This is a genomic window from Nocardiopsis sp. LOL_012 (assembly GCF_048060475.1).
Classification (GTDB): Bacteria; Actinomycetota; Actinomycetes; order Streptosporangiales; family Streptosporangiaceae; genus Nocardiopsis.
Genome location: NZ_JBHMIV010000030.1, coordinates 34,654 through 56,682 on the forward strand (window position 1 = coordinate 34,654; position 22,029 = coordinate 56,682).

Consider the following 22,029-nt stretch of genomic DNA (forward strand, 5'->3'; position numbering starts at 1 on the left):
TTCCGGGACGGGGCAGGGGCGGAGGCGGTCAGTCGCCGACCAGGTCGGCGGCGCCGTCGGCGACCCGGAGGAAGACGTCCTCCAGGGAGGCGCCCCGTACCTGGAGGCGGCGCAGAGCGCTTCCGTGGGCGGCGGCCCACTCCAGGAGGGCGGTCACCGTGTGCTGCGCCCGCAGCTCGGTGTCGCCGCCGGTGACCGTGTAGGTGGCCCACAGGGTGTCACCGCGGCTCTCCACCGACAGCTCGGCTCCGGGGAGTCCGGGGAGGTCGGCGGTCCGCACGTCCTCGGCGAGGGCGAAGCCCACGCGGTCGCCCCAGCCGGAGAGGACGGCGTCGAGCGTGCCCTCCACCCCGACCTCGCCCCGGTGCATGATCGCGAGGCGGTCGGCGAGCCGCTCGGCCTCCTCCAGGTAGTGGGTGGTGAGCAGGACCGCGGTCCCCTCGTCCTTGAGGCCCTGGAGGATCCGCCAGGTGTCGATGCGGCCCTCGGCGTCCATGCCGGTGGTGGGCTCGTCCAGGTAGAGGACCTCGGGGCGGGTCAGCAGCGCCAGGGCCAGGTCCAGGCGCCGCTTCTGCCCGCCGGAGAGCTGCCGGGTCCGCACCTTCGCCTTGTCGGCCAGGCCCACCAGTTCGAGGACCTCCCCGACCGGCCGCGGGTCGGCGGCCAGGTCGTAGGCCAGGTCCAGGCTCTCCTGGACGCTGAGGTCCTCCATGAGCGCGCTGCCCTGGAGGACGGCGTTGGTGCGCTCGCGGACCCCGCTCGGCTGTCCGTAGGGGTCGCGGCCGAACACGCGGACGGTGCCGGAGCTGGGCCTGCGGAAGCCCTCCAGCGTCTCGATGGTGGTGGTCTTCCCGGCGCCGTTGGTACCCAGGAGCGCGAACAGCTCACCCGGGTGGATCTCGAAGGAGACGCCCTTGACGGCCTCGAAGTCCCCGTAGCGCTGGTGGAGGTCGCGGACGGCCACCACGGGTTCGCCGGTGGTGCCGGACCCGGTGGCCTCTGCTGCGGTGCGCGCTGTCGTCGTCATGGCCCCAGGGTCCCGGATGCCCGGTGGTGTCCGGAAGACGCCGTTGTCACCGGCCCACCGTGCGGAATCACCTGGTGGGGGCACTGACGAATGTCATACGACGCGGCGGGGCCGGTACCGATCGCGGTATCGGTACCGGCCCCGTGCGTGTGCGAGGAACCCTGGACTAGACCTCGGCGGGCTTGTCGCCCTTGACCGAGCGCAGCAGAAGCTGGGAGACGTCCACGACCTCCAGCGACTCCTTGGCCTCGCCCTTGGACTTCTTCTCGTTGATGGCGTCGCCGAGCATGACCTGGCAGAACGGGCACGCGGTGGAGACGGTGTCGGGGTTGGTGGTCAGCGCCTCGTCCACCCGCTCGGTGTTGATGCGCTTGCCGATCCGCTCCTCCATCCACATGCGGGCGCCGCCGGCGCCGCAGCAGAAGCCCTTCTCCTTGTGGCGGTGCATCTCCTTGGTCTTGACGCCGGGCACCTGCGCCATGATGTCGCGCGGCGGCGTGTAGACCTTGTTGTGGCGGCCCAGGAAGCAGGGGTCGTGGTAGGTGATGTCCTCGTCCACGCTCTGCACCGGGGTGAGCTGACCGTCCTCGACCAGCTTGGCCAGGAGCTGGCTGTGGTGGACCACCTCGTAGGTACCGCCGAGCTGCGGGTACTCGTTGGCGAGCGTGTTGAAGCAGTGCGGGCAACTGGCCACGATCTTGGTGACGCCGACCTCGTTCAGCGTCTCCACGTTCTGCTGGGCGAGCATCTGGAAGACGTACTCCATGCCCAGGCGGCGCGCCGGGTCACCGGTGCAGGCCTCCATCCCGCCGAGGACGGCGAACTTGACGCCCGCGATGTCCAGCAGTTCGGCGATGGCCTTGGTGGTCTTCTTGGCGCGGTCCTCCAGGGCGCCGGCGCAACCGACCCAGAACAGGTACTCGGTGTCCTCGTCCAGCTTGTCGTCGACGACCTGGACCTCGACCGGGTTCTCCTGCTCGGCGAGCTCCTGGATCCAGTCCATCCTCTTGTCCTCGGCCATACCCCAGGGGTTGGCCTTGTTCTCAAGGTTCTTGAGGAGGGTGTTGGCCTCGGACGGGAAGTTGGACTCGACCATGACCTGGTAGCGGCGCATGTCGAGGATGTGGTCGATGTGCTCGATGTCCACGGGGCACTGCTCGACACAGGCGCCGCAGTTGGTGCACGACCACAGCTCGTCCGGGTGGATGACGCCGCCCTCCTCCTCGGTGCCGACGAGCGGCTTGTTGAGGAGGGCGAGGACGTCGACGCCCGCGTGGGACTCGTCGGGCTTCTCGGCGAGGGTCTCCTCGGTGATGCCCTGGAGCAGGTACGGGGCCTTCTCATAGGCGTGCGCCTGGAGGTCGAGGATGACCTTCTTGGGCGAGAGCGGCTTGCCGGTGTTCCACGCGGGGCACTGGGACTGGCAGCGTCCGCACTCGGTGCAGCTGGTGAAGTCCAGCAGGCCCTTCCAGGTGAAGTCCTCGATCTTGCCGGCGCCGAACGGGTCCTCGTCGGGGTCGGCCTCCTCGAAGTCGAGGGGCTTGGTGCCGGAACCGTCCATCATCTGCTTGGCGGCGCCGTGCGACGGGGCGCCGTCGGCCTTGCGCTTGAAGTAGATGTTGACCGGGGCGAGGAAGCGGTGCCAGCCCACACCCATGGTGAGGTTGACCGCCAGCACCACGAAGAACGCGTAGCTGATGATGAGCTTGAACGCGGCGACCAGGGCGATGGCGGGCTCGGCGACGGCCGCCTCGCCCGGCATGAACGTGCCGACCGCGTACGAGATCGGGGTGGCCCAGACGGGGAAGGGGAAGTCGTCCATCGCGGCCTTGAGGCCGCGGATCGCGAAGATCGCGATCAGCAGGCCGATGATGTAGGCCTCGACGTAGTACGCCGTCCAGTGCCTGGAGTTCATGAAGCGGGACTCGCGGCCGATCCGCTTCGGGCTGTTGATGAGGCGGTAGGCGGTCAGTCCGAGGATGCCGACGAGGCTGGCGCCCGCGATGATCTCGATGGCCAGGCCGTAGACGGTCCAGTCGTAGATGAGCGGCAGGTGGAAGTGCGGGTCGAACACCTCGCCCTGGGCCTCGATGACGGTGAAGACCAGGAGCGGGAAGGACACCATCACGAACCAGTGGGCCACGCCGACCCACGGACGCTTGATCATCCTCGTGTGTCCGAGGATCTCGATGAGCGTCATGGTGAGCCGTTGTCCGAACGGCCCCTTGCGCTCGGGCTCCACCGGGCGGCCGATACCCACGGTTCGCACGATCTTGCGGATCGCGAGAGCGAACATGGTGAGCGCGACCACGGCGAAGACCGAGGTGATGATGCCCAGTGTCAGGTACAGCATCGTCCGTGGCCTCCCATCCTGATCCTGCTGCGTCGTCCGGTGCGCCACACACCGGCGGTCGAAACTATGTTACTAGCGAGTAATAGCGCGGCGGCCACCGACCCACCCCCGCCGGGTGAACGGCGGGCACCGCGCCGACGGCGATTCCCGAAAGGGCCGGATCGCGGACCCCGGCCCCACCCTCGGACCGACCCGGTGGCGGTCGGCGCGTCGCGGCCACGTGGGAGCACCGGAGTCTGCCCCGGTCACACCACCCACACCCTTATGTGTAGCTGACGAACAGGTGCGGCGAACGTCCGGGGGTATCCGTGTTCCCACCTGTCACCTGTATCGGTGCCGCTCGGAGCCGCCGGAGAGCACCAGAGACCGCCGATCCGACGGTCGGCCCGCGCGAGGTTCCACGCCGAGCCCTCAGGGATCTCCCGGACCCCGAGTCAAGGTTTCCCCGGGATCGCCCCTTTTCCTCCCCGAAAGCCCTTCGAGCGGGAACACCACGGCGGGACCGGCCGTTGTCCACCTGTAGACACCACCTTGAGTCTGGTCGACTCAACTGATTTGACAGTGATGATCAGACGAAGCAAACTTACGTGTGAAAGACTCAACCTTGACGGAGGTACCAACCATGGCTCGTGCGGTCGGAATCGACCTCGGTACGACGAACTCGTGTGTCGCGGTCCTGGAGGGCGGCGAGCCCACGGTCATCGCCAACGCCGAGGGGGCCCGCACCACCCCCTCCGTCGTCGCCTTCGCCAAGAACGGCGAGGTCCTCGTCGGTGAGGTCGCCAAGCGCCAGGCCGTCACCAACGTCGACCGGACCATCCGCTCGGTCAAGCGCCACATCGGCACCGACTGGTCGGTGAAGATCGACGACAAGACCTTCAACCCGCAGCAGATCAGCGCCTTCATCCTCCAGAAGCTCAAGCGCGACGCCGAGGCCTACCTCGGCGAGGACGTCACCGACGCGGTCATCACCGTGCCCGCCTACTTCAGCGACTCCCAGCGCCAGGCCACCAAGGAGGCCGGCACGATCGCCGGGCTCAACGTCCTGCGCATTATCAACGAGCCCACCTCGGCGGCCCTGGCCTACCACCTGGAGAAGGAGGACGAGGCGACGATCCTCGTCTACGACCTCGGTGGCGGCACCTTCGACGTCTCCCTGCTGGAGGTCGGTGACGGCGTCGTGGAGGTCAAGGCCACCAACGGCGACAACCACCTGGGCGGCGACGACTGGGACCAGGCGGTCGTCGACTGGCTGGTCGAGCGGTTCAAGAACGCCAACGGCGTGGACCTGTCCAAGGACAAGATGGCCCTCCAGCGCCTGCGCGAGGCCGCGGAGAAGGCCAAGATCGAGCTGTCCAGCTCCAGCGAGTCGGTCATCAACCTGCCCTACATCACGGCCTCGGCCGAGGGCCCACTGCACCTGGACGAGAAGCTCAGCCGCGCCGAGTTCCAGCGCCTGACCTCGGACCTGGTCGAGCGGACCAAGACCCCGTTCCAGCAGGTCCTCAAGGACGCGGGCATCCAGCTCAGCGACATCCACCACGTGGTGATGGTCGGCGGCTCCACCCGCATGCCCGCCATCGTGGACCTGGTCAAGGAGATGACCGGCGGCAAGGAGCCCAACAAGGGCGTCAACCCCGACGAGGTCGTCGCCATCGGCGCCTCGCTCCAGGCCGGTGTACTCAAGGGCGAGGTCAAGGACGTCCTGCTGCTGGACGTCACCCCGCTGTCGCTGGGCATCGAGACCAAGGGCGGCGTGTTCACCAAGCTCATCGAGCGCAACACGACCATCCCGACCAAGCGCTCGGAGATCTTCACCACGGCCGACGACAACCAGCCGTCCGTGCAGATCCAGGTCTACCAGGGCGAGCGCGACATCGCCCAGTACAACAAGAAGCTGGGCGTCTTCGACCTGAGCGGCCTGCCCCCGGCGCCGCGCGGCGTGCCGCAGATCGAGGTCACCTTCGACATCGACGCCAACGGCATCGTCAACGTCACCGCCAAGGACCTGGGCACCGGCAAGGAGCAGTCCGTCACCATCTCCGGCGGCTCGGCGATGTCCAAGGACGACATCGACAAGATGGTCCGCGAGGCCGAGGAGTACGCCGAGGAGGACCGCAAGCGCCGCGAGGAGGCCGAGGTCCGCAACAACGCCGAGTCCCTCGTCTACCAGACCGAGAAGGTCATCGCCGACAACGAGGACAAGGTCCCGGCGGACGTGCGCTCCGAGACCGAGGCGGCCGTCGCCGAGCTGAAGACCGCCCTGGAGGGCACGGACGTCGAGGCCATCCGCACCGCCAGCGAGAAGGTCGCCCTCTCCAGCCAGAAGATCGGTTCCGCGATCTACAGCCAGGGCCAGGAGGGCGCCGCGTCCGGTGAGGGCCAGCAGACCTCCTCCGACGACGACGCCGACGTCGTGGACGCCGAGATCGTCGACGAGGACAACGGCAAGGGCACCCAGTCCTCCTGAACCGGAGCCGGGGGACGAGTCGAGGAAGGAGGGCACATCGGACATGGCGCTGTCGGACGAGACGAACGGCACAGGCGACGGTGAGGAGCCCCAGGGGCCGGTGATCCGCGACAACCGCCGGATCGACCCGGAGACGGGCGAGGTCCGGACTCCGAAGGACGCCGAGGAGAAGGCCACGGGCACCGGGGAGGGGGACGCGTCGGCCGAGGAGGCCGTCGAGGTCCCCGACACCCCGGAGGAGGTGGTCACCGAGGCGATCAACGCGGACGAGCGGGTCATCGAGCTCACGGGCGACATCAAGCGGGTCCAGGCGGAGTACGCCAACTACCGCAAGCGCGTCGAGCGCGACCGGGTCGCCGTCCGGGAGACGGCCACCGCGCAGGTGGTCGGCGAGCTCCTGCCGATCCTGGACGACATCGGTCGCGCGCGGCAGCACGAGGAGCTCACGGGCGGCTTCAAGGCGGTGGGCGAGGCCTTGGAGGCCACGGCCACCAAGCTCGGACTGGAGAGGTTCGCCGAGGCGGGCGAGGAGTTCGACCCGAACCTGCACGAGGCCCTCACCCTGGTGCCCACACCAGAGATCTCCGTCCAGACGGTGATCGAGGTGTTCCAACCCGGGTACCGCATCGGTGAGAGGATCCTCCGGCCGGCCCGCGTGGTCGTCGGGGACCCGGTCGGGGACGCCGGTGACGGCGCCGAGGACACCGGGGCCGCCGAGACCGCGGACGACGCCTCCTCCGACGGGGGCGAGGGGTCGGACGACCAGAAGTAGCGGGTACGCCCGTGGGCCCTGCCGGTCTGCGCCCCCTCCGCGGAGGGGGCGCGGACCGGGGGCCGCACCCGGTGCCGTCGGAGGCCGGGGAAGGTGGAAGTATCGGACGCAAGCCGGGACCAGCGGGAGAAGGCACCAGTCGATGAGCACCAAGGACTACCTGGAGAAGGACTACTACAAGGTCCTCGGAGTCTCAAAGACCGCCTCGAAGGACGAGATCAAGCAGGCCTATCGCAAGCTCGCCCGCGAGAGCCACCCCGACGCCAACACCGACGATCCCAAGGCCGAGGAGCGCTTCAAGGAGATCTCCGAGGCCTACAACGTCCTGTCGGACGAGAAGCGCCGCAAGGAGTACGACGAGGCCCGGTCCCTGTTCGGCGGCTCCTACCGGCCGGGCGGCGCCGGTCCGGGCGGTTTCGACATGGGCGACCTGTTCGGACGCGGCCCCGGCGGCGGGGGCGGCGCGGGCACGGGCGGTGAGCGCCTCGGCGACCTGTTCGGCGGCCTGTTCGGCGGCCGGGGCCGCGCGGGCGCCGCCCGCAGCAGGCGCGGAAGCGACGTCGAGACCGAGACCACCCTGACCTTCCGCGAGGCGGCCGAGGGGGCCACGCGCTCCTTCCGCCTCTCCAGTGAGACCGCCTGCGCCTCCTGCAAGGGCACCGGCGCCAAGGCGGGCACCGCCCCGCGGATGTGCGCCAAGTGCAGCGGCACCGGGCACGAGAACACCAATCTGGGCGGCTTCTCGCTGTCCGAGCCGTGCGGCGAGTGCAAGGGCCGCGGCCTGGTGGTCGACGACCCCTGCACCGAGTGCAACGGCAGCGGGCGCGGCAAGAGCACCCGCACCATCCAGACGCGGATCCCCGGCGGTGTCTCCGACGGCCGCAGGATCCGGATCAAGGGCAAGGGCGCCCCGGGCGAGCACGGCGGCCCCGCGGGCGACCTGTACGTCCTCGTCCACGTGAAGGAGCACCCGGTGTTCGGCAGGAGCGGCGACAACCTCACCATCACCGTACCGGTGACCTTCCCCGAGGCCGTCCTCGGTGCCGACGTCCGGGTCCCCACGCTCAACGGGTTCCCGGTGACCGTGAAGGTCCCGCCGGGCACGCCGAACGGCCGCACCCTGCGCGTGCGCGGCAAGGGCGCCGCCCGCAAGGACGGCACCGTCGGCGACATGCTCGTGACGATCGAGGTCACGGTGCCCCAGAACGTCAGCACCGACGCGCGGGAAGCGCTGGAGAAGTTCCGCTCCGCGACGACCGACCACGACCCGCGCGCGGGACTAGAAGCGCGGGCGAAGGACGTGTGATCGACGTGAACGACTCCTTCGGCGCCGACGCACCGGTCTACGTGATCTCGGTGGCGGCGGAGCTGGCGGGCATGCACCCGCAGACCCTGAGGCAGTACGACCGGCTGGGCATCGTCTCACCCGGCCGCGCGTCCGGGCGGGGGCGCCGCTACTCCATGCGGGACGTGCAGATGCTGCGCCAGGTGCAGCGCCTGTCCCAGGAGGAGGGCATCAACCTCGCGGGCATCAAGCGGATCCTCGAACTGGAGCACGAGGTCGACCAGTTGCGCGAGCAGGTCTTCCACCTGGCCAACGAGCTGGAGGCCGCGCGGCGGGCGGTGGCCCGGCGCGGCCGTCCCGCCGAGGGCGGGCGCGGCGGGGAGCTGGTGCGCCGCACCCGCGTGACGATCTTCAACACGGCCGAGAGGCCCGACGAGCAGAACCCGGGCAGCGGTCCCGGCGACGGCCCGCAGGGCCGAGGAGACACACAGGGCTGACGGGCCCCGGACACGGCGCCGCGGGGGCGCGCCGATCCAAGGACAGTCACCCTCAGTGACATTTTCGGTGAAAGGGGTCACGGGAGATGAACGAGAAGTTCACCAAGAAGAGCCAGGAAGCCCTGTCGACCGCGGTCCGGCGCGCCACCGCGGACGGCAGTCCGGAGGTGGACCCGCTCCACCTGCTAGCCGCGCTGCTGGAGCAGGCCGAGGGGGTGACCCGCCCGCTGCTCAAGGAGGTGGGCGCCGACCCCGACGTGCTCACGGGCCGGGTCGAGGCCGCGATCGGCGCGCTGCCCAAGGCCGCCGGTTCGACTGTCAGCTCGCCCAACTCCTCGCGCCGGCTGATCGTGTCCCTCAACACCGCCGCCCAGCGCGCCCGGCAACTGGAGGACGAGTACGTCTCCACCGAGCACCTGCTCGTCGGGCTGGCCGCCGACGGCGGTGAGGCCAAGAGGCTGTTGGGCGAGGTGGGCGCCACCCCGGAGGCGCTCCTGGAGGCGTTCGAGCGCGTGCGCGGCACCGGCAAGGTCACTTCGGAGAACCCCGAGGACACCTTCCAGGCGCTGGAGAAGTTCGGAGTCGACCTCACCGAGCGCGCCCGCGAGGGCAAGGTGGACCCGGTGATCGGCCGCGACGGGGAGATCCGCCGGGTGATCCAGGTGCTCAGCCGCCGCACGAAGAACAACCCGGTCCTCATCGGCGAGCCCGGTGTCGGCAAGACCGCCGTCGTGGAGGGGCTGGCACAGCGCATCGTCGCCGGGGACGTGCCGCAGTCGCTGCTGGGCAAGCGCCTGGTGAGCCTGGACCTGTCCGCGATGGTGGCGGGTGCCAAGTACCGGGGCGAGTTCGAGGAGCGGCTCAAGGCGGTGCTCTCGGAGATCAAGGAGTCCGAGGGCCGGGTCATCACGTTCATCGACGAGCTGCACACCATGGTCGGCGCGGGTGCCGCCGAGGGCGCCATGGACGCGGGCAACATGCTCAAGCCCATGCTCGCGCGCGGCGAGCTGCGGATGGTGGGCGCCACCACGCTGGACGAGTACCGGGAGAGGATCGAGAAGGACCCGGCTCTGGAGCGCCGGTTCCAGCAGGTCATGGTGGGCGAGCCCTCCTCCGCCGACACGATCGCGATCCTGCGCGGGCTCAAGGGCCGCTACGAGGCGCACCACAAGGTGCAGATCTCCGACGCCGCTCTGGTGGCCGCCGCGACCCTGTCCGACCGCTACATCACCGCCCGGTTCCTGCCGGACAAGGCGATCGACCTCATCGACGAGGCGGCGTCCCGGCTGCGCATGGAGATCGACTCCAGCCCGGTGGAGATCGACGAGCTCCAGCGAGCCGTCGACCGCCTGAAGATGGAGGAGATGGCGCTGGCCAAGGAGTCGGACCAGGCCAGCCGCCAGCGGCTGGAGCGGCTGCGCGCCGACCTGGCCGACCGGCAGGAGCACCTCAACGCGCTGGTCGCCCGGTGGGAGCAGGAGAAGGCCGGGCTCAACCGGGTCGGCGAGCTCAAGGGGCAGTTGGACGACCTGCGCACCCGCGCCGAGCTCGCCCAGCGCGAGGGTGACTTCGACGAGGCGTCCCGGCTGATGTACGGGGACATCCCGAAGCTGGAGAAGCAGGTCGAGGAGGCCTCCACCGCGGAGGAGGAGGCCGCGAGCTCCGGTGACACCATGGTCAAGGACGAGGTAGGCGCCGACGAGGTGGCCGACGTGGTCTCTTCCTGGACCGGCATCCCCGTGGGCCGCCTGATGGAGGGCGAGACCTCCAAGCTGCTGCGCATGGAGGACGAGCTGGGGCGGCGGCTCATCGGCCAGAGGGCCGCCGTGGCCGCGGTGTCCGACGCGGTGCGGCGCGCCCGCGCGGGCATCTCCGACCCCGACCGGCCGACGGGCTCGTTCCTGTTCCTGGGCCCGACCGGTGTGGGCAAGACCGAGCTGGCCAAGGCCCTGGCGGAGTTCCTGTTCGACGACGAGCGCGCGATCGTGCGCATCGACATGAGCGAGTACGCCGAGAAACACTCGGTGTCGCGGCTGGTGGGCGCGCCCCCCGGATACGTGGGCTACGAGGAGGGCGGCCAGCTCACCGAGGCGGTACGGCGCAGGCCGTACACGGTGGTGCTGCTGGACGAGGTGGAGAAGGCACACCTGGAGGTGTTCGACACCCTGCTCCAGGTTCTGGACGACGGTCGGCTGACCGACGGGCAGGGCCGCCACGTGGACTTCCGCAACACCATCCTCATCCTCACCTCGAACCTGGGATCGCAGTTCCTGGTGGACCCGTCGCTGGAGGAGGCCCAGCGCAGGGACCGGGTCATGGACGTGGTGCGCGCGACGTTCAAGCCGGAGTTCCTCAACCGGCTGGACGACGTGATCATGTTCGACGCGCTGTCCACGGAGGAGCTGACCCGGATCGTCGACCTCCAGGTGGACAAGCTGGCGCGGCGCCTGGCCGACCGGCGCCTGGGGCTGGAGGTGACACCGGCGGCCCGCGACTGGCTGGCGCTGGCGGGCTACGACCCCAACTACGGGGCCCGGCCGCTGCGCCGCCTGGTGCAGTCGGCCATCGGCGACCCGCTGGCCCGGGAGCTGCTCTCGGGCGAACTGGCCGAGGGCGACACCGTGGAGGTGGACGTGGAGGAGACCGCCGACCGGCTGAGCGTGGGCCGCAGGAAGGCCGTCGAACCGGAGCTGTGACCGAGCGGTGCGGGGCCCGCCCCCCCGGGGGGCGGGCCCCACGTGTGCGCCCGGGCTGAGATATCATCATGCGGAGTTATTTGATATACATACGCAGGAGGATGAGATGTCCAGAACCGTGATCGACATCGACGACGACGCCCTGGCCACGGCCGCCGAGGAACTCGGCACCAAGAGCAAGGTCGAGACCGTGAACCGGGCCCTGCGCGAGGTCGCGGCACGGCGGCGATCCCACGAGTTCCTCGACCTCGTAGGAGAACTCGACCTCGATCTGGACGAAGAGACGATGAAGGATGCCTGGCGTTGACGCTCTATCTCGTGGACAAGTCCGCCTATGGGATGACCAAGCGAAGCACTCAGGCCCAGGACGCGCTGCGGTCCCTGATCACCTCCGGCGACGCGATCGCCATGTGCGAGATGATCGCCCTGGAGCTGCTGTACTCGGCCAGGAACACCACAGACTACGAGCGCCTCCGCGTCGGCTACGAGAAGCTTCCCTGGCTGGAGACCGACAACCGGGCCATGCGCCGGGCCATCGAGGTGCAGCACGAACTGGCCCGCAAGGGACAGCACCGCCGCGCGCTGGCCGACCTCATCATCGCCGCGACCGCCGAGGCCCACGGGGCGACGGTCGTCCACTACGACAAGGACTACGACCTCATCTCGACGGTCACCGGCCAGCCCACCCTGTGGATCGTCCCCGCCGGTACGGTCTGACCGCAGAACTCACACGGTATGCCCGGTCGACATCCGGCCAGGATCGTCCTCCTCAAGGTCCCGGACCTCCCCGGTCGTGATGACCGTGCCCAGGTGGACCACGGGCAGCCCGGTCCTGGCGCTCCGGGAAATACCCACAGCACCGCCGTTCTGGCCCAACCCACGACGCATCAGTTCGGTGACCGTCTCACCGAGTGAGCGCGATGTGTCCTCGGCGATGGACAGTACCTGCCGGTACAGGTCGTCCGGGATCTCGATCGTCGTTCTCATAGGCACATCATGATGTTCGGATGTCACGCTGTGAAGGGAGTGGGCGGGAGCTGCCTCTTGTCCGCTGGATTCCGGACTCCGCGACGCGCAGTCGGCGCCCGTATCCAGCCTGAAGGGGATATCGCCATGACCGTGATGGAGCACTCCGCGCCCAGATCCCCTGTCGAGAAGCTCAGCGTCGCACAGTTCGAGGTCATCGCCCAGGCCGCGGCTCGTGAGGACGTCACCCTCGAATATCTCAACGGTGAGATGGAGATCCGGACCGTGCCCGACAGCGACCACAACGCGATCCTCATGTGGTTGACGCGTCAATGCATGGCCCAGCGGGCGGACCTCGACCTGAACGTCACCGGGCAGGACCTGAAGGTGGACGCCTACCGTAAGGGCCGGGCCCGGCCGGACGGTCTCCTGGCCCCCGTCGACCACTTCATCGGTCAGGGCGAATGCCGATCCCCGCGGAGTCCTCGCGGTCGTCGAGGCGACCTCCTGGGACTATGACACCAACGCCCGGGACCGGGTGGGGAAGGCGCAAGCCCACGCCGCCTGCAGCATCGGTGTCTACCTGCTCATCGACCGCGACGACGACAGCGTCACCGTGCACGGCGAGCCCGTCGACGGCCGCTATCGGAGCATCACCACGCTCGGCTACGGCCACACGGTCGAGATCCCGGGTACCGGGATCGTGCTGAGCACCGGCGAACTCAAGCGGTACGCCCGGTAGGTCTCGACTCCCAGGTCACCGCGGGTGTGGGAGCGTGGCGAGGATTTGCCCGCGTTTACACCCATCGTGGGGAGGTCCGGCCTACGGTGGCCACAGCGAGCACCGGGAGGGACGATGACCGGGACGACCATCGCGGATGTGGCCCCGCTGCACGAAGCCGTCGACCGGCGGGCGGCGGCGATCGAGTCCAAGATCGTCGCGTGGCGCCACCACCTGCACGCGCACCCCGAACTGCCCAACCGGGAGGCGGAGACCGCCGCCTTCGTCGCCGAGCACCTGCGCTCACTGGGGCTGGACGAGGTGCGCACGGGGGTGGCCGGGCACGGCGTGGTCGGCGTCCTGCGCGGCGGCCTCGGCGGGGACCGCGTGGCGGCGCTGCGCGCCGACATCGATGCCCTCCCGGTCAAGGAGGAGAGCGGTGTCGGCTTCGCCTCCACCGCGGTCGACGCGGACTACCCCGGCGGCCCCTTCCCCGTGGCGCACGCCTGCGGCCACGACTGCCACACCGCGATGGTGATGGGTGCGGCGGAGGTCCTGGCCGGCATGCGCTCGGATCTGCCGGGCACCGTTCTGTTCGTCTTCCAGCCCGCCGAGGAGGGTCCTCCGGTGGCCGAGGAGGGCGGGGCCCGCAGCATGGTCGGCTCTCCGGCCCTGCGCGACCCGGCCCCCACCATGGTCTTCGGCCTGCACGTCGTCCCGCTGCCCAAGGGCGTGGTGGGCTACCGGGTGGGCCACCAGTACGCGGCGTCCTGCATGGTACGGATCACCGTGCACGGCAAGCAGGTGCACGCCTCGATGCCGTGGATGGGCCTGGACCCCATGCCCCCGGCGGCCGACATCGTCTCCGCCTGCGGGCAGATCTACCGGCGAATCCCCGCCACCTCGCCGGTCACCGTCTCCATCGGCCACGTGGAGGACGTGGGCCGGTTCAACATCATCGGTGAGACGGTCACCCTGTGGGGGACGGTCCGCTGCCTGCACGACGGGGACATGGACACCGTGCGCGACCACCTGCGCCGCACCGCGGAACACCTCGCGCAGGCCCACGGCTGCACCGCGGAGGCCGAGTTCCTCCAGGAGGTGCCCGCGGTGGACAACACCCCCGAGTGGACGTCGGCCGCGCTGCCCACCCTGCGCCGCGTGGCGGGGGCTGACATGGTCAAGCACACCGAGCCCACCCTGGGGTACGACGACGTGTCGGAGTTCGTCCGGGCCTTCGGCGGGGTCTACGTGATGCTCGGCTGCCAGGACACCGAGTACGCCCACGGGGCCCTGCGCTCGATCCCCGGCCAACGCGGCTCGGCGGCCAACCACAACCCGGCCTTCTACGCCGACGACTCGGTGCTGCTCACCGGGGCGCGGCTGCACGCCAACATGGCCGTGGACCACGTGACCGGGCGGGTGGACCCGGAACTGTCGGGGCAGCCGGGCCCGCCCGCGTTCTGAGCCCGGCCGCCCCGCGCGGGTTCAGGCCACGTCGCGGCGGAGCGTGGTGGCCGCGGCCAGGGCGATCGCCACCGCGGCGTAGCCCGCCAGGACCAGGGACGCGCCCCACACCGGCAGCAGTTCCATGGCCCCCATGCCGTAGTCGACCCCGGTGTCGTAGAGGGCGGAGACCGCACCGCCGGGCAGCCACCGGCCGACGTCCTGGAGCTGGGGCACGACCACCAGGATCGGCTCCAGCATGAACACCCACAGGATTCCGGCCACCAGGGCGGCGATCTGATTGCGGATGAGCGCGCCCACGCCCACACCGATCACGGTGTAGGCGACGTGGGCGGCCACGGAGCCGAGGAGCACGCGCGGCACCTGGTTGTCGACCAGGTTCAGGTCCCCTCCCCCGGCCAGGATGGAGGCGCCGGCGACCAGGGCGGACAGTCCGACCACGACCGCGCCGAACAGCAGGCCGACCAGGGCCGCGGCCACGGCCTTGGCCAGGACCACGGGCAGTCGGCGGGGGCTGACCAGGAAGGTGGTGTTGACGGTGCGGTGCTGGTACTCCGAGGTCACCACCACGATGCCGATGACCAGGGCGAAGAGGGTCCCCGAGGCGCCCATGGGCCAGACGGCCCCGGCGTACTCGGTGCTGTCGGCGGCGAAGCCCCCCTCCATCCCGGCGGAGACGATGATGAGGCCCAGGGACAGCCCCACCCAGGCCAGGGCGGCCAGGAGCATGATCCACCACAGCCGGGTGGTGAAGACCTTGCGGAGTTCGGACCTGACGAGCGCGGTCATCGGCTGCCTCCCACGGGCTGTTCGGCGTTCTCCTGGTCGGTGAGGCGGAGGAAGGCCTCGTGCAGGCTCTCCCCTCCCCCGGTGAGTTCGCTGAGGGTCCCCTGGTGGACGAGTCGGCCCCGGGCGATGATGACGACGTTGTCCACGGTCTGCTCGACCTCGGCCAGGACGTGGCTGGAGACGAGGACGGCGACGCCCCTCTCGTGCGCCCGGTGGTCCAGGAAGCGGCGCAGCCAGTCGATGCCCTGCGGGTCGAGGCCGTTGGCGGGCTCGTCCAGGATCAGCACCTTGGGGTCGCCCAGCAGCGCCCCGGCCAGGGACAGGCGCTGGCGCATGCCCATCGAGTACCCGGCGACCCGCTTGCCGCCGGCCTCGGCGATGCCGACCTCGTCGAGCACCTCGTCCGCCCGGGAGAGCGGCAGGCCCGCGGCGTCGCACATGGTGCGCAGGTGGTTGCGGCCGCTGCGCCCGGGATGCAGGTTGTTGGCCTCCAGCACCGCGCCCACCTCGGAGGCGGGGGCGGGCAGGCTCGTGTAGGGACGGCCGCCGAACAGCCCCTCACCGTGGTCGGGGCGGACCAGGCCGAGCAGGCACCGCAGGGTGGTGGTCTTGCCGGCCCCGTTCGGTCCCAGGAATCCGGTGACCGTTCCCGGCTCCACCGTGAAGGACACGCCGTCGACCGCACGGTGGCCGCGGAACGACTTCGATATGTTCCTTACTTCGATCGCCGACACTGATCCCTCTCTTCGCACAAGAACGCGGAGAAGAGCCGACCGTCTCTTTCCATAGAGCACACGGAAGACTTTTCTCCAGAATAATGAAGAATCTAACGATTCCGCGTTCCGTTGAGAACTGAGGTATGCCAGCAGAAACGCATGACATTTGTCAGTGGTGCGGGAAAGCACACTGGGTGTAGGCGGTAGCGCAGCGGAATCCGCAGGTCAGAACGGATCCGCGGAGTGCTCCGTCAGCCGGAGCGGGCGCGTTCCAGGAGGAGTTCGCGTTCGCGTTCGTTGCGGGTGAGTCCCGCGGCCCGTTCGAATTCCGCGCGCGCCTCGCCAGTGCGGCCGAGCCGGACCAGCAGGTCGCCGCGCACGGCGGGCAGCGGGTGGTAGCCCTCCAGTTCCGGTATCCCCCGGAGCGCGTCGACGATCTCCAGCGCGGGCGCGGGCCCCAGGGCCATCGACACCGCGACCGCCCGGTTGAGCTCGGCCACCGGCGACCGGGTGAGCCGGACGAGCCGCTCGTACAGGAGCGCGATGGCGACCCAGTCGGTGTCGCCGGCGCTGGGGGCGCGGGCGTGTTCGGCGGCGATCCCCGCCTGGAGCGAGTAGGCCCCCCGTGGTTCGGCGGGGTCGCGGGGGACGGAGCGGGCCAGCGAACGCAGGCCCCGGGTGATCAGGAGCCGGTCCCAGCGCGAGCGGTCCTGGTCTGCCAGCGACACGGGGCGGCCGTCCGCCCCGGAGCGGGCACGGAACCGTGAGGCCTGCAACTCCATGAGGGCGAGCAGCCCGTGCACCTCGCGCTCGTCGGGCAGGAGCGCGGCGAGCACCCGGCCCAGGCGCATCGCCTCCTCGCACAGGTCCGTGCGCATCCAGTCGGCACCGGACGTGGCGGTGTAGCCCTCGTTGAAAATGAGGTAGAGCACGTCCAGGACGGAGGAGAGGCGGGAGTCACGGTCCGCTCCGGAAGGTATCTCGAAGGGCACCCTCCTCTTGGCGAGGGTGCGTTTGGCCCGCACGATCCGCTGCGCCACGGTCGGTTCGGACACCAGGAAGGCGCGGGCGATCTCGTCCGTGGACAGGCCACCGAGCATGCGCAGGGTCAGGGCGACCCTCGCCTTGCCGGACAGGACAGGGTGGCAGCACACGAACATGAGCCGGAGGACGTCGTCGCCGTAGTCCTCCTCTAGCGCGGCGTCGAACTCGGCCTGCCCGTCGTGCTCGGCGATCCCGCGCCCGAGGTCGGCCATGCGCTCCTTGAACCGCTCGTCGCGGCGCCAGCGGTCGAGGACGCGGCGTTTGGCCACGGTAGTCAGCCAGGCGCCCGGTTTGCTCGGCACACCCTCCTCGGGCCACTTCTCCAGGGCGCTGACCAGGGCGTCCTGGGCGAACTCCTCGGCCAGGCCGACATCGCCCACCATCCGGGTGAGGGCTCCGATGAGGCGCGCCGACTCGATGCGCCAGACCGCCTCCACCGCGCGCGTGGTATCCCCGTGGCTCACGGTGCAATGAAAGCACCGCGGGTCACACGCCGCAAGCACGCCTCCCGCTTTGTGAAAGGCCACAGAAACCGATTCGACCCTCGGCCGAAAACCGCTCACGCCATCGTCGCGGGTGACCTCTCTTTCCACCGCCCACGGTCGCGCACCGTGACGCGGACGGGAGAGCACCCCGCCGAGGAGGGAAGCGTTACCCGCTGCTCATCCCCGGTGTACGCACCGAGGTGAACGGGCCGGTCGGTACCGGTGCGGGCGGGGTCGCCGCCGCGTTCCCGCTCCCCCTCGGGGTAGGTAGGCATCCGTCCGGAACGCCCGCCGGGTGAGGGATTCCGAGGAAATCAGATCCGCAGGCCGTCCTCCCGCGTCCCAGAACGAGAAGGCCGCCCCAGGCCCCCGAACAGAGCCCGTCCCCCTGACAGAAAGAAGCAGGCTGTGTCATTCGAGATCGTCGGCCGTGAAGGCCCCTTCGCCCAGCAGCGGTTCCCGGTGGGCGATGTGCCGATCACCTTCGGCCGCCACGCCAGCAACAGCGTGGTGGTCGTGAGCAAGCTGGCCTCCCGCTTCCACGCGGAGATCCTCCCCGAGGGGGGCGGGTACGTCCTCTACGACCGGGAGAGCAGCAACGGAACCACGGTCAACGGCGAGCCGACGGCGTCTCACGTCCTGCGCCCCGGCGACCTGATCACCATCGGCGACGAGGTGTTCTGCTGGGAGCCCTCCGAGACGCAGGAGGCCAGCCCTCCGGTCACCCAGCTGTTCGTCCGCCCCGGCTCCGTGTCCGGGCCGGTCATGAACGTCACGGTCTCGGGCGGCGGCCCCGTCGGCCTGGCCTTCGCCCTGCTGACCGACCACCTCCTCGGCGGCCGGGCGTCCGTCACCGTCTACGACGCGCGCTGGACCCGCGACAACGGCCGTGTCGTGTGGAAGAACGAGAAGCAGGGCAACGTCCGGCGCCAGCAGGTCGTGACGGTCCAGAGCCGCCAGTACCTCAACCTCTCCGAGGAGATGCAGGAGCGGCTGTTCGCCCCCGGCGCCTACACCGAGATGTGGCCCTCGGGCGCCGACTCGATCGGCGGAAGGGGCCCGCGCAACATCCGCATCTCCCGTATCGAGGACGTCCTCCTGGAGATGGCCTCCGAACGGCCCGGCCGCATCAAGCTCGTCCCCGAGAAGTTCAACGTCACCGGGGACCCGAACGCCCTGGACGACACCCACGTGCTCGCGGTGTGCGAGGGGTCGCGCTCCCGCAGCCGGGAGCACTTCACCAAGAAGTTCGGGCAGGCGGACACGTCGATCTACTCTCTGGACGGGCAGCACCTGGAGGACGTGGTGCTGGGCCTGCGCGTCAAGTCCAAGCTGTCGGACCCCGCGACCGTCCTGCTGACCGTGGCGCAGAACCGCTACCTGCTGAACTCGCTGGAGGGCCAGGGCTTCCTGAACATGCGCCTCACCGACGCCGAGGCCCAGGAGGTCGTCGGGATCGACCCGGTCCGGCAGGTGTTCGAGCAGTGCATCGGTTCGCGCCCGTGTGTGATGGCGCGCGACGGCGAGGACGACGACTTCAGCTGCTCCACCCACAACTCGCTGTTCCTGCCCTCCCTGATCAAGGGCTCACCCCTGTGGAAGCGGGTGCGCCAGGGGCTGGAGCTGTTCGGTGTGCCCGAGTCCGACCTCAAGGCCGTCACCGCCTTCCGGCTGAGCATGGTGCAGCGGCCCCGGTTCACCGCGGAGCTGCGCCCACCGGGGTCGAAGAACCCGGGCACCTACGGCTTCCTGCTCGGTGACGCCGCCAACGCGATCCACTTCTGGCCCGGTCGGGGACTCAACAGCGGCCTGGCCTCGGCCATCTCCCTGGCGCGCTCGCTCAGCAGCGCGTGGAACGGCCGCCCCTTCCGCGACTCGGACTTCATCCGCCACGAGGCGGCGATGTCGATGCTCCAGTACCGGCACAAGAGCCGGGCCTGGAAGGCGATGGTGACCGCCGCCGACGACGGCTCGGAGATCGCGATCAAGGACAAGATCGCCCAGAGCATCGAGACGGCGGGCTCCAACCGGGAAGCGGACCTGGAGACCCTGCTGGAGCGGCTGGGTTCGATCCGTGAACGGCTGTCCGCACGCATCCCCGGCATGCCCGACGACGCGTCGCTGCGCGACCACCTGGGCGGCCTGAGCGACGAGACCCTGCGCTCCCTGGTGGCCGGCGGCCCGTGGGACACCCTGACGGTCGGTGGCGAGGAGGTCGACATCGACATCTTCTACCGGGAGGAGGCCGAGGCGGCGAAGGGCTGACGTTCGCCCGGGGCGGGCCACCGGCAGCGGCGGCCCGCGGTGCCACCGGCACCGCGGGCCGCGGTCCGGTCTCAGCGGCCCCGGTCAGTACCCCTGGGAGCGCAGCTCGCGCTCGCGCTCCTTCAGCTCCTCGGGCATCTCGTCCATCTCCTCCAGTTCGGCGATCCGGCGCAACTGGAGCTTGAGCACCGCGTCGCTGCCGGCCGGCGGGTGCGGGCAGCGCCGCGCCCACTCCAGCGCCTCCTCGTGGGAGGAGACCTGGAGGACCCAGTAACCGGCGATGAACTCCTTGGCCTCGGTGAAGGGGCCGTCGGTGACGGTCGCCTCACCGCCCCGGAAGACGATCTCGGCCCCCTCCGAGGTGGGGGCGAGCCCCTCGCCGGTCAGCAGGACACCGGCCTTGATCATCTCGTCGTTGTAGGCGGCCATCGCCTCGTAGACCTCCGGCGGGTTCTCGTAGTCGGTGGTCTCGGACTCGGGGGTGGACATGATCGACATCAGGTAGCGCACGGTCTTCGCCTTTCCGTTCCTGGTGGGGGCTCTTCTCCCCCGCTCTCACCTACCCGTCGAACGGCCCCGCGCCGGATCGACACGCCCCGGAGGATTTTTCTCAGGCCCCCTCCCGGGCCGCCGCCACGGCGGCCGCCTCCGCGTCGTCGGCGCGGGCGGTCAGCGCGCGCAGGCCGGGAACTGCCAGGACCAGGGAGACGAGCAGGACCGTACCGGCGGCCACGGGGACGTAGTGGAGTTCCACCCGGCCCAGCAAGCCGCCCAGGAGCGCACCCACCGGGGCGAGGCCGAACCCGAGGACCTGGATCACCGACATCACCCTCCCGAGGCGGTCACCGGGCACGATCAGTTGCGCCGAACCGATCATGACGACGTTGGAGACCGTCATGGCCGCTCCGAGCAGCATCCAGGCCAGAGCCGCGAGGTAGGCGCTGGGGGCCAGGCCGAACGCCAGGCAGCACAGCCCCATGGCTCCGAAGGACACGAGTTCGGTGCGGAACCGGCCCAGCTTCGCGGCGACCTTGCCGACCAGCGCCGAACCGAGCAGCGCCCCGACCGCGGAGGAGGCCAGGAACACGCCGTAGAGGGCCTCCGGGACACCGAAGTGCTCCTGCACGATGAGGACCAGGACACCGGCCTGGGCCATGAACGCCATGTTCACGACCACCCCGAACAGGACGGGGGAGCGCAGCGCCCGGTCGCCGAACACGAACCCCAGACCGGCGCGGATCTCCGTGAGGACGGCGCGGACGGCGCCGGAGGCCGCGCCCCCGGACGCCTGCGGGGCCGGTTCGCCGCTCTCAGGGCGGCGCACCGCCAGCGGGAGCCCGAGCAGCACCAGGGCCCCGAGGACGTAGGCACCGGCGTTCACCGCCAGCGGGAGCGCGGCCGCGACGACGAAGAGGAAGCCGGCCAGCGGGGCGCCGCCGAAGTCCTCCGTGACGGTCTTTCCGCCGACCAGGCGGCCGTTGGCCCGGTCCAGCCCGTCGGCCGGGACCAGGTCGGGCAGGGCCGCGCGCCCCGAGAGGTCGTAGAACACCTCGCAGAGCATCACCGTGAACATCACGGCGTACAGCGCCCAGATGGACGCGGTTCCGGTGGCCACCAGCACGGCCAGGGCCGCGATGGCACCGCCGCGCACGAGGTTGGCCGCGACCATGAGCGTGGCGCGGTTCACGCGGTCCACGACCACCCCGGCGAGGAGGCCGCACAGGAGCCACGGCAGGAACCGGGCCACCATCAGCCCCGACACCAGTATCGGGTCGTTGGTCAGCATCGCCGCCACCATGGGCAGGGCGGTGAGCATGATCCCGTCGGCGAGGTTGCTGAGCAGGCTTCCGGCCCAGAACCTGCGGAAGGCCGGGCCGAGCCCGGGCGGACTCGGTGTCGTCGGCTGCGAAGCGCCGTGGACGGGGGTGGTCATGACCTCTCCTCGGAAGGGTTGCGGAAGGGGGAGAAAGGCGGGAGGGCGTCCGGTGGGCCGGTCACGACACCGTCCCCGTCGGCGAAGAACAGGTGTCCCGGCAGGAACACCGCGCCTCCGGAGGAGACCGGTACGTCGAGGGCTCCGGCCCCCGCACGGGACGGCCTGCGCGGGTTGGTGCCCAGCGCGAGCACGCCGATGTCGATACGGGAGAGTCCGAGGACGTCGCGCACCGCGCCGATGACGACGATCCCGGCCCATCCGCGGTCGGCGGCGGTCTGGGCGACGTTGTCCCCGACCAGGGCGGTGTGCAGCGATCCGCCGCCGTCCACGACGAGGACACGGCCCCGACCGGGTTCGGCGACCGCGTCCTTCACCAGGCCGTTGTCCTCGCGGCAGCGCACGGTGGCGACGGTCCCGTGGAAGGATCCACGGCCCCCGTAGCGCAGGAACTGGGTCCGGCAGCTCACCAGGGCGGGGTAGGCGTCCATGAGGTCCGCGGTGGCCGGGTGTGTGGTGGTGCTCGTCATGGTCGTGGGCTCC

General features: G+C 70.2%; 18 protein-coding genes and 1 pseudogene. 10 read left to right on the forward strand and 9 right to left on the reverse strand.

The features are described from left to right. Positions 1-28: 28 nt before the first annotated feature. Positions 29-1,027, reverse strand: a complete 999-nt coding sequence (locus tag ACFHWE_RS18005; RefSeq protein WP_416602833.1) for an ABC transporter ATP-binding protein — start codon at positions 1,025-1,027, stop codon at positions 29-31. A 166-nt stretch (positions 1,028-1,193) separates the two neighbouring features. After that, the gene (locus tag ACFHWE_RS18010; protein WP_416602834.1) at positions 1,194-3,380 is read right to left on the reverse strand and encodes a (Fe-S)-binding protein; all 2,187 of its coding nucleotides are present in this window, start codon (positions 3,378-3,380) and stop codon (positions 1,194-1,196) included. A gap of 622 nt (positions 3,381-4,002) precedes the next feature. Between ACFHWE_RS18010 and dnaK the strand changes: the two genes are divergently transcribed. The 7 genes from dnaK to ACFHWE_RS18045 all read left to right on the forward strand — a co-directional run bounded on the left by dnaK (position 4,003) and on the right by ACFHWE_RS18045 (position 11,817). Then, a complete protein-coding gene (dnaK, locus tag ACFHWE_RS18015) occupies positions 4,003-5,850 on the forward strand; it encodes a molecular chaperone DnaK (RefSeq protein ID WP_416602835.1) in 1,848 nt (615 codons plus the stop codon). A gap of 43 nt (positions 5,851-5,893) precedes the next feature. Then, positions 5,894-6,622: a nucleotide exchange factor GrpE gene (gene grpE / locus ACFHWE_RS18020; RefSeq protein ID WP_416602836.1), complete on the forward strand. Its 729-nt coding sequence runs from the start codon at positions 5,894-5,896 to the stop codon at positions 6,620-6,622. A 142-nt stretch (positions 6,623-6,764) separates the two neighbouring features. After that, positions 6,765-7,928, forward strand: a complete 1,164-nt coding sequence (gene dnaJ / locus ACFHWE_RS18025) for a molecular chaperone DnaJ (RefSeq protein ID WP_416602837.1) — start codon at positions 6,765-6,767, stop codon at positions 7,926-7,928. After that, complete coding sequence (locus tag ACFHWE_RS18030; RefSeq protein WP_416602838.1) at positions 7,925-8,404, forward strand: heat shock protein transcriptional repressor HspR; 480 nt, start codon at positions 7,925-7,927, stop codon at positions 8,402-8,404. The genes dnaJ and ACFHWE_RS18030 overlap by 4 nt, the downstream gene beginning before the upstream one ends. A gap of 86 nt (positions 8,405-8,490) precedes the next feature. Then, positions 8,491-11,100, forward strand: a complete 2,610-nt coding sequence (gene clpB, locus ACFHWE_RS18035) for an ATP-dependent chaperone ClpB (protein WP_416602839.1) — start codon at positions 8,491-8,493, stop codon at positions 11,098-11,100. A gap of 106 nt (positions 11,101-11,206) precedes the next feature. Next, entirely contained in the window at positions 11,207-11,407 is a 201-nt protein-coding gene (locus tag ACFHWE_RS18040) for a type II toxin-antitoxin system VapB family antitoxin (protein ID WP_416602840.1), read from the forward strand. Further along, positions 11,404-11,817, forward strand: a complete 414-nt coding sequence (locus ACFHWE_RS18045; RefSeq protein WP_416602841.1) for a PIN domain nuclease — start codon at positions 11,404-11,406, stop codon at positions 11,815-11,817. The genes ACFHWE_RS18040 and ACFHWE_RS18045 overlap by 4 nt, the downstream gene beginning before the upstream one ends. A gap of 9 nt (positions 11,818-11,826) precedes the next feature. Here the strand turns inward: ACFHWE_RS18045 and ACFHWE_RS18050 are convergent, their stop codons facing one another. After that, a complete protein-coding gene (locus ACFHWE_RS18050) occupies positions 11,827-12,087 on the reverse strand; it encodes a hypothetical protein (RefSeq protein WP_416602842.1) in 261 nt (86 codons plus the stop codon). 126 nt (positions 12,088-12,213) lie between these two features. Between ACFHWE_RS18050 and ACFHWE_RS18055 the strand changes: the two are divergent. Together ACFHWE_RS18055 and ACFHWE_RS18060 are read left to right on the forward strand one after the other, a co-directional pair. Beyond that, a pseudogene (locus tag ACFHWE_RS18055) lies at positions 12,214-12,808 on the forward strand (Uma2 family endonuclease). Positions 12,809-12,922: 114 nt separating this feature from the next. Beyond that, positions 12,923-14,254 carry a M20 metallopeptidase family protein gene (locus ACFHWE_RS18060; RefSeq protein ID WP_416602843.1) on the forward strand — a complete coding sequence of 444 codons (1,332 nt, stop codon included), beginning with the start codon at positions 12,923-12,925 and terminating at the stop codon, positions 14,252-14,254. Positions 14,255-14,275: 21 nt separating this feature from the next. Here ACFHWE_RS18060 and ACFHWE_RS18065 read toward each other — a convergent pair whose 3' ends face one another. The 3 genes from ACFHWE_RS18065 to ACFHWE_RS18075 all read right to left on the reverse strand — a co-directional run bounded on the left by ACFHWE_RS18065 (position 14,276) and on the right by ACFHWE_RS18075 (position 17,267). Continuing rightward, positions 14,276-15,043, reverse strand: a complete 768-nt coding sequence (locus ACFHWE_RS18065) for an ABC transporter permease subunit (RefSeq protein ID WP_416602844.1) — start codon at positions 15,041-15,043, stop codon at positions 14,276-14,278. After that, positions 15,040-15,753, reverse strand: coding sequence for an ABC transporter ATP-binding protein (locus ACFHWE_RS18070; protein WP_416602857.1), 714 nt, complete (start codon positions 15,751-15,753; stop codon positions 15,040-15,042). The genes ACFHWE_RS18065 and ACFHWE_RS18070 overlap by 4 nt, the downstream gene beginning before the upstream one ends. Positions 15,754-16,010: 257 nt before the next feature. Then, positions 16,011-17,267: an RNA polymerase sigma factor gene (locus tag ACFHWE_RS18075; RefSeq protein WP_416602845.1), complete on the reverse strand. Its 1,257-nt coding sequence runs from the start codon at positions 17,265-17,267 to the stop codon at positions 16,011-16,013. A gap of 429 nt (positions 17,268-17,696) precedes the next feature. Between ACFHWE_RS18075 and ACFHWE_RS18080 the strand changes: the two genes are divergently transcribed. Beyond that, positions 17,697-19,553, forward strand: coding sequence for an FHA domain-containing protein (locus ACFHWE_RS18080; RefSeq protein WP_416602846.1), 1,857 nt, complete (start codon positions 17,697-17,699; stop codon positions 19,551-19,553). A gap of 84 nt (positions 19,554-19,637) precedes the next feature. Here the strand turns inward: ACFHWE_RS18080 and ACFHWE_RS18085 are convergent, their stop codons facing one another. The 3 genes from ACFHWE_RS18085 to rraA all read right to left on the reverse strand — a co-directional run bounded on the left by ACFHWE_RS18085 (position 19,638) and on the right by rraA (position 22,016). Beyond that, positions 19,638-20,063, reverse strand: coding sequence for a YciI family protein (locus ACFHWE_RS18085; protein ID WP_416602847.1), 426 nt, complete (start codon positions 20,061-20,063; stop codon positions 19,638-19,640). A gap of 100 nt (positions 20,064-20,163) precedes the next feature. Beyond that, the gene (locus tag ACFHWE_RS18090; protein ID WP_416602848.1) at positions 20,164-21,486 is read right to left on the reverse strand and encodes an MFS transporter; all 1,323 of its coding nucleotides are present in this window, start codon (positions 21,484-21,486) and stop codon (positions 20,164-20,166) included. Then, positions 21,483-22,016: a ribonuclease E activity regulator RraA gene (gene rraA / locus ACFHWE_RS18095; protein WP_416602849.1), complete on the reverse strand. Its 534-nt coding sequence runs from the start codon at positions 22,014-22,016 to the stop codon at positions 21,483-21,485. Before rraA ends, ACFHWE_RS18090 begins: the two co-directional genes overlap by 4 nt. Between the last annotated feature and the right edge of the window lie 13 nt (positions 22,017-22,029).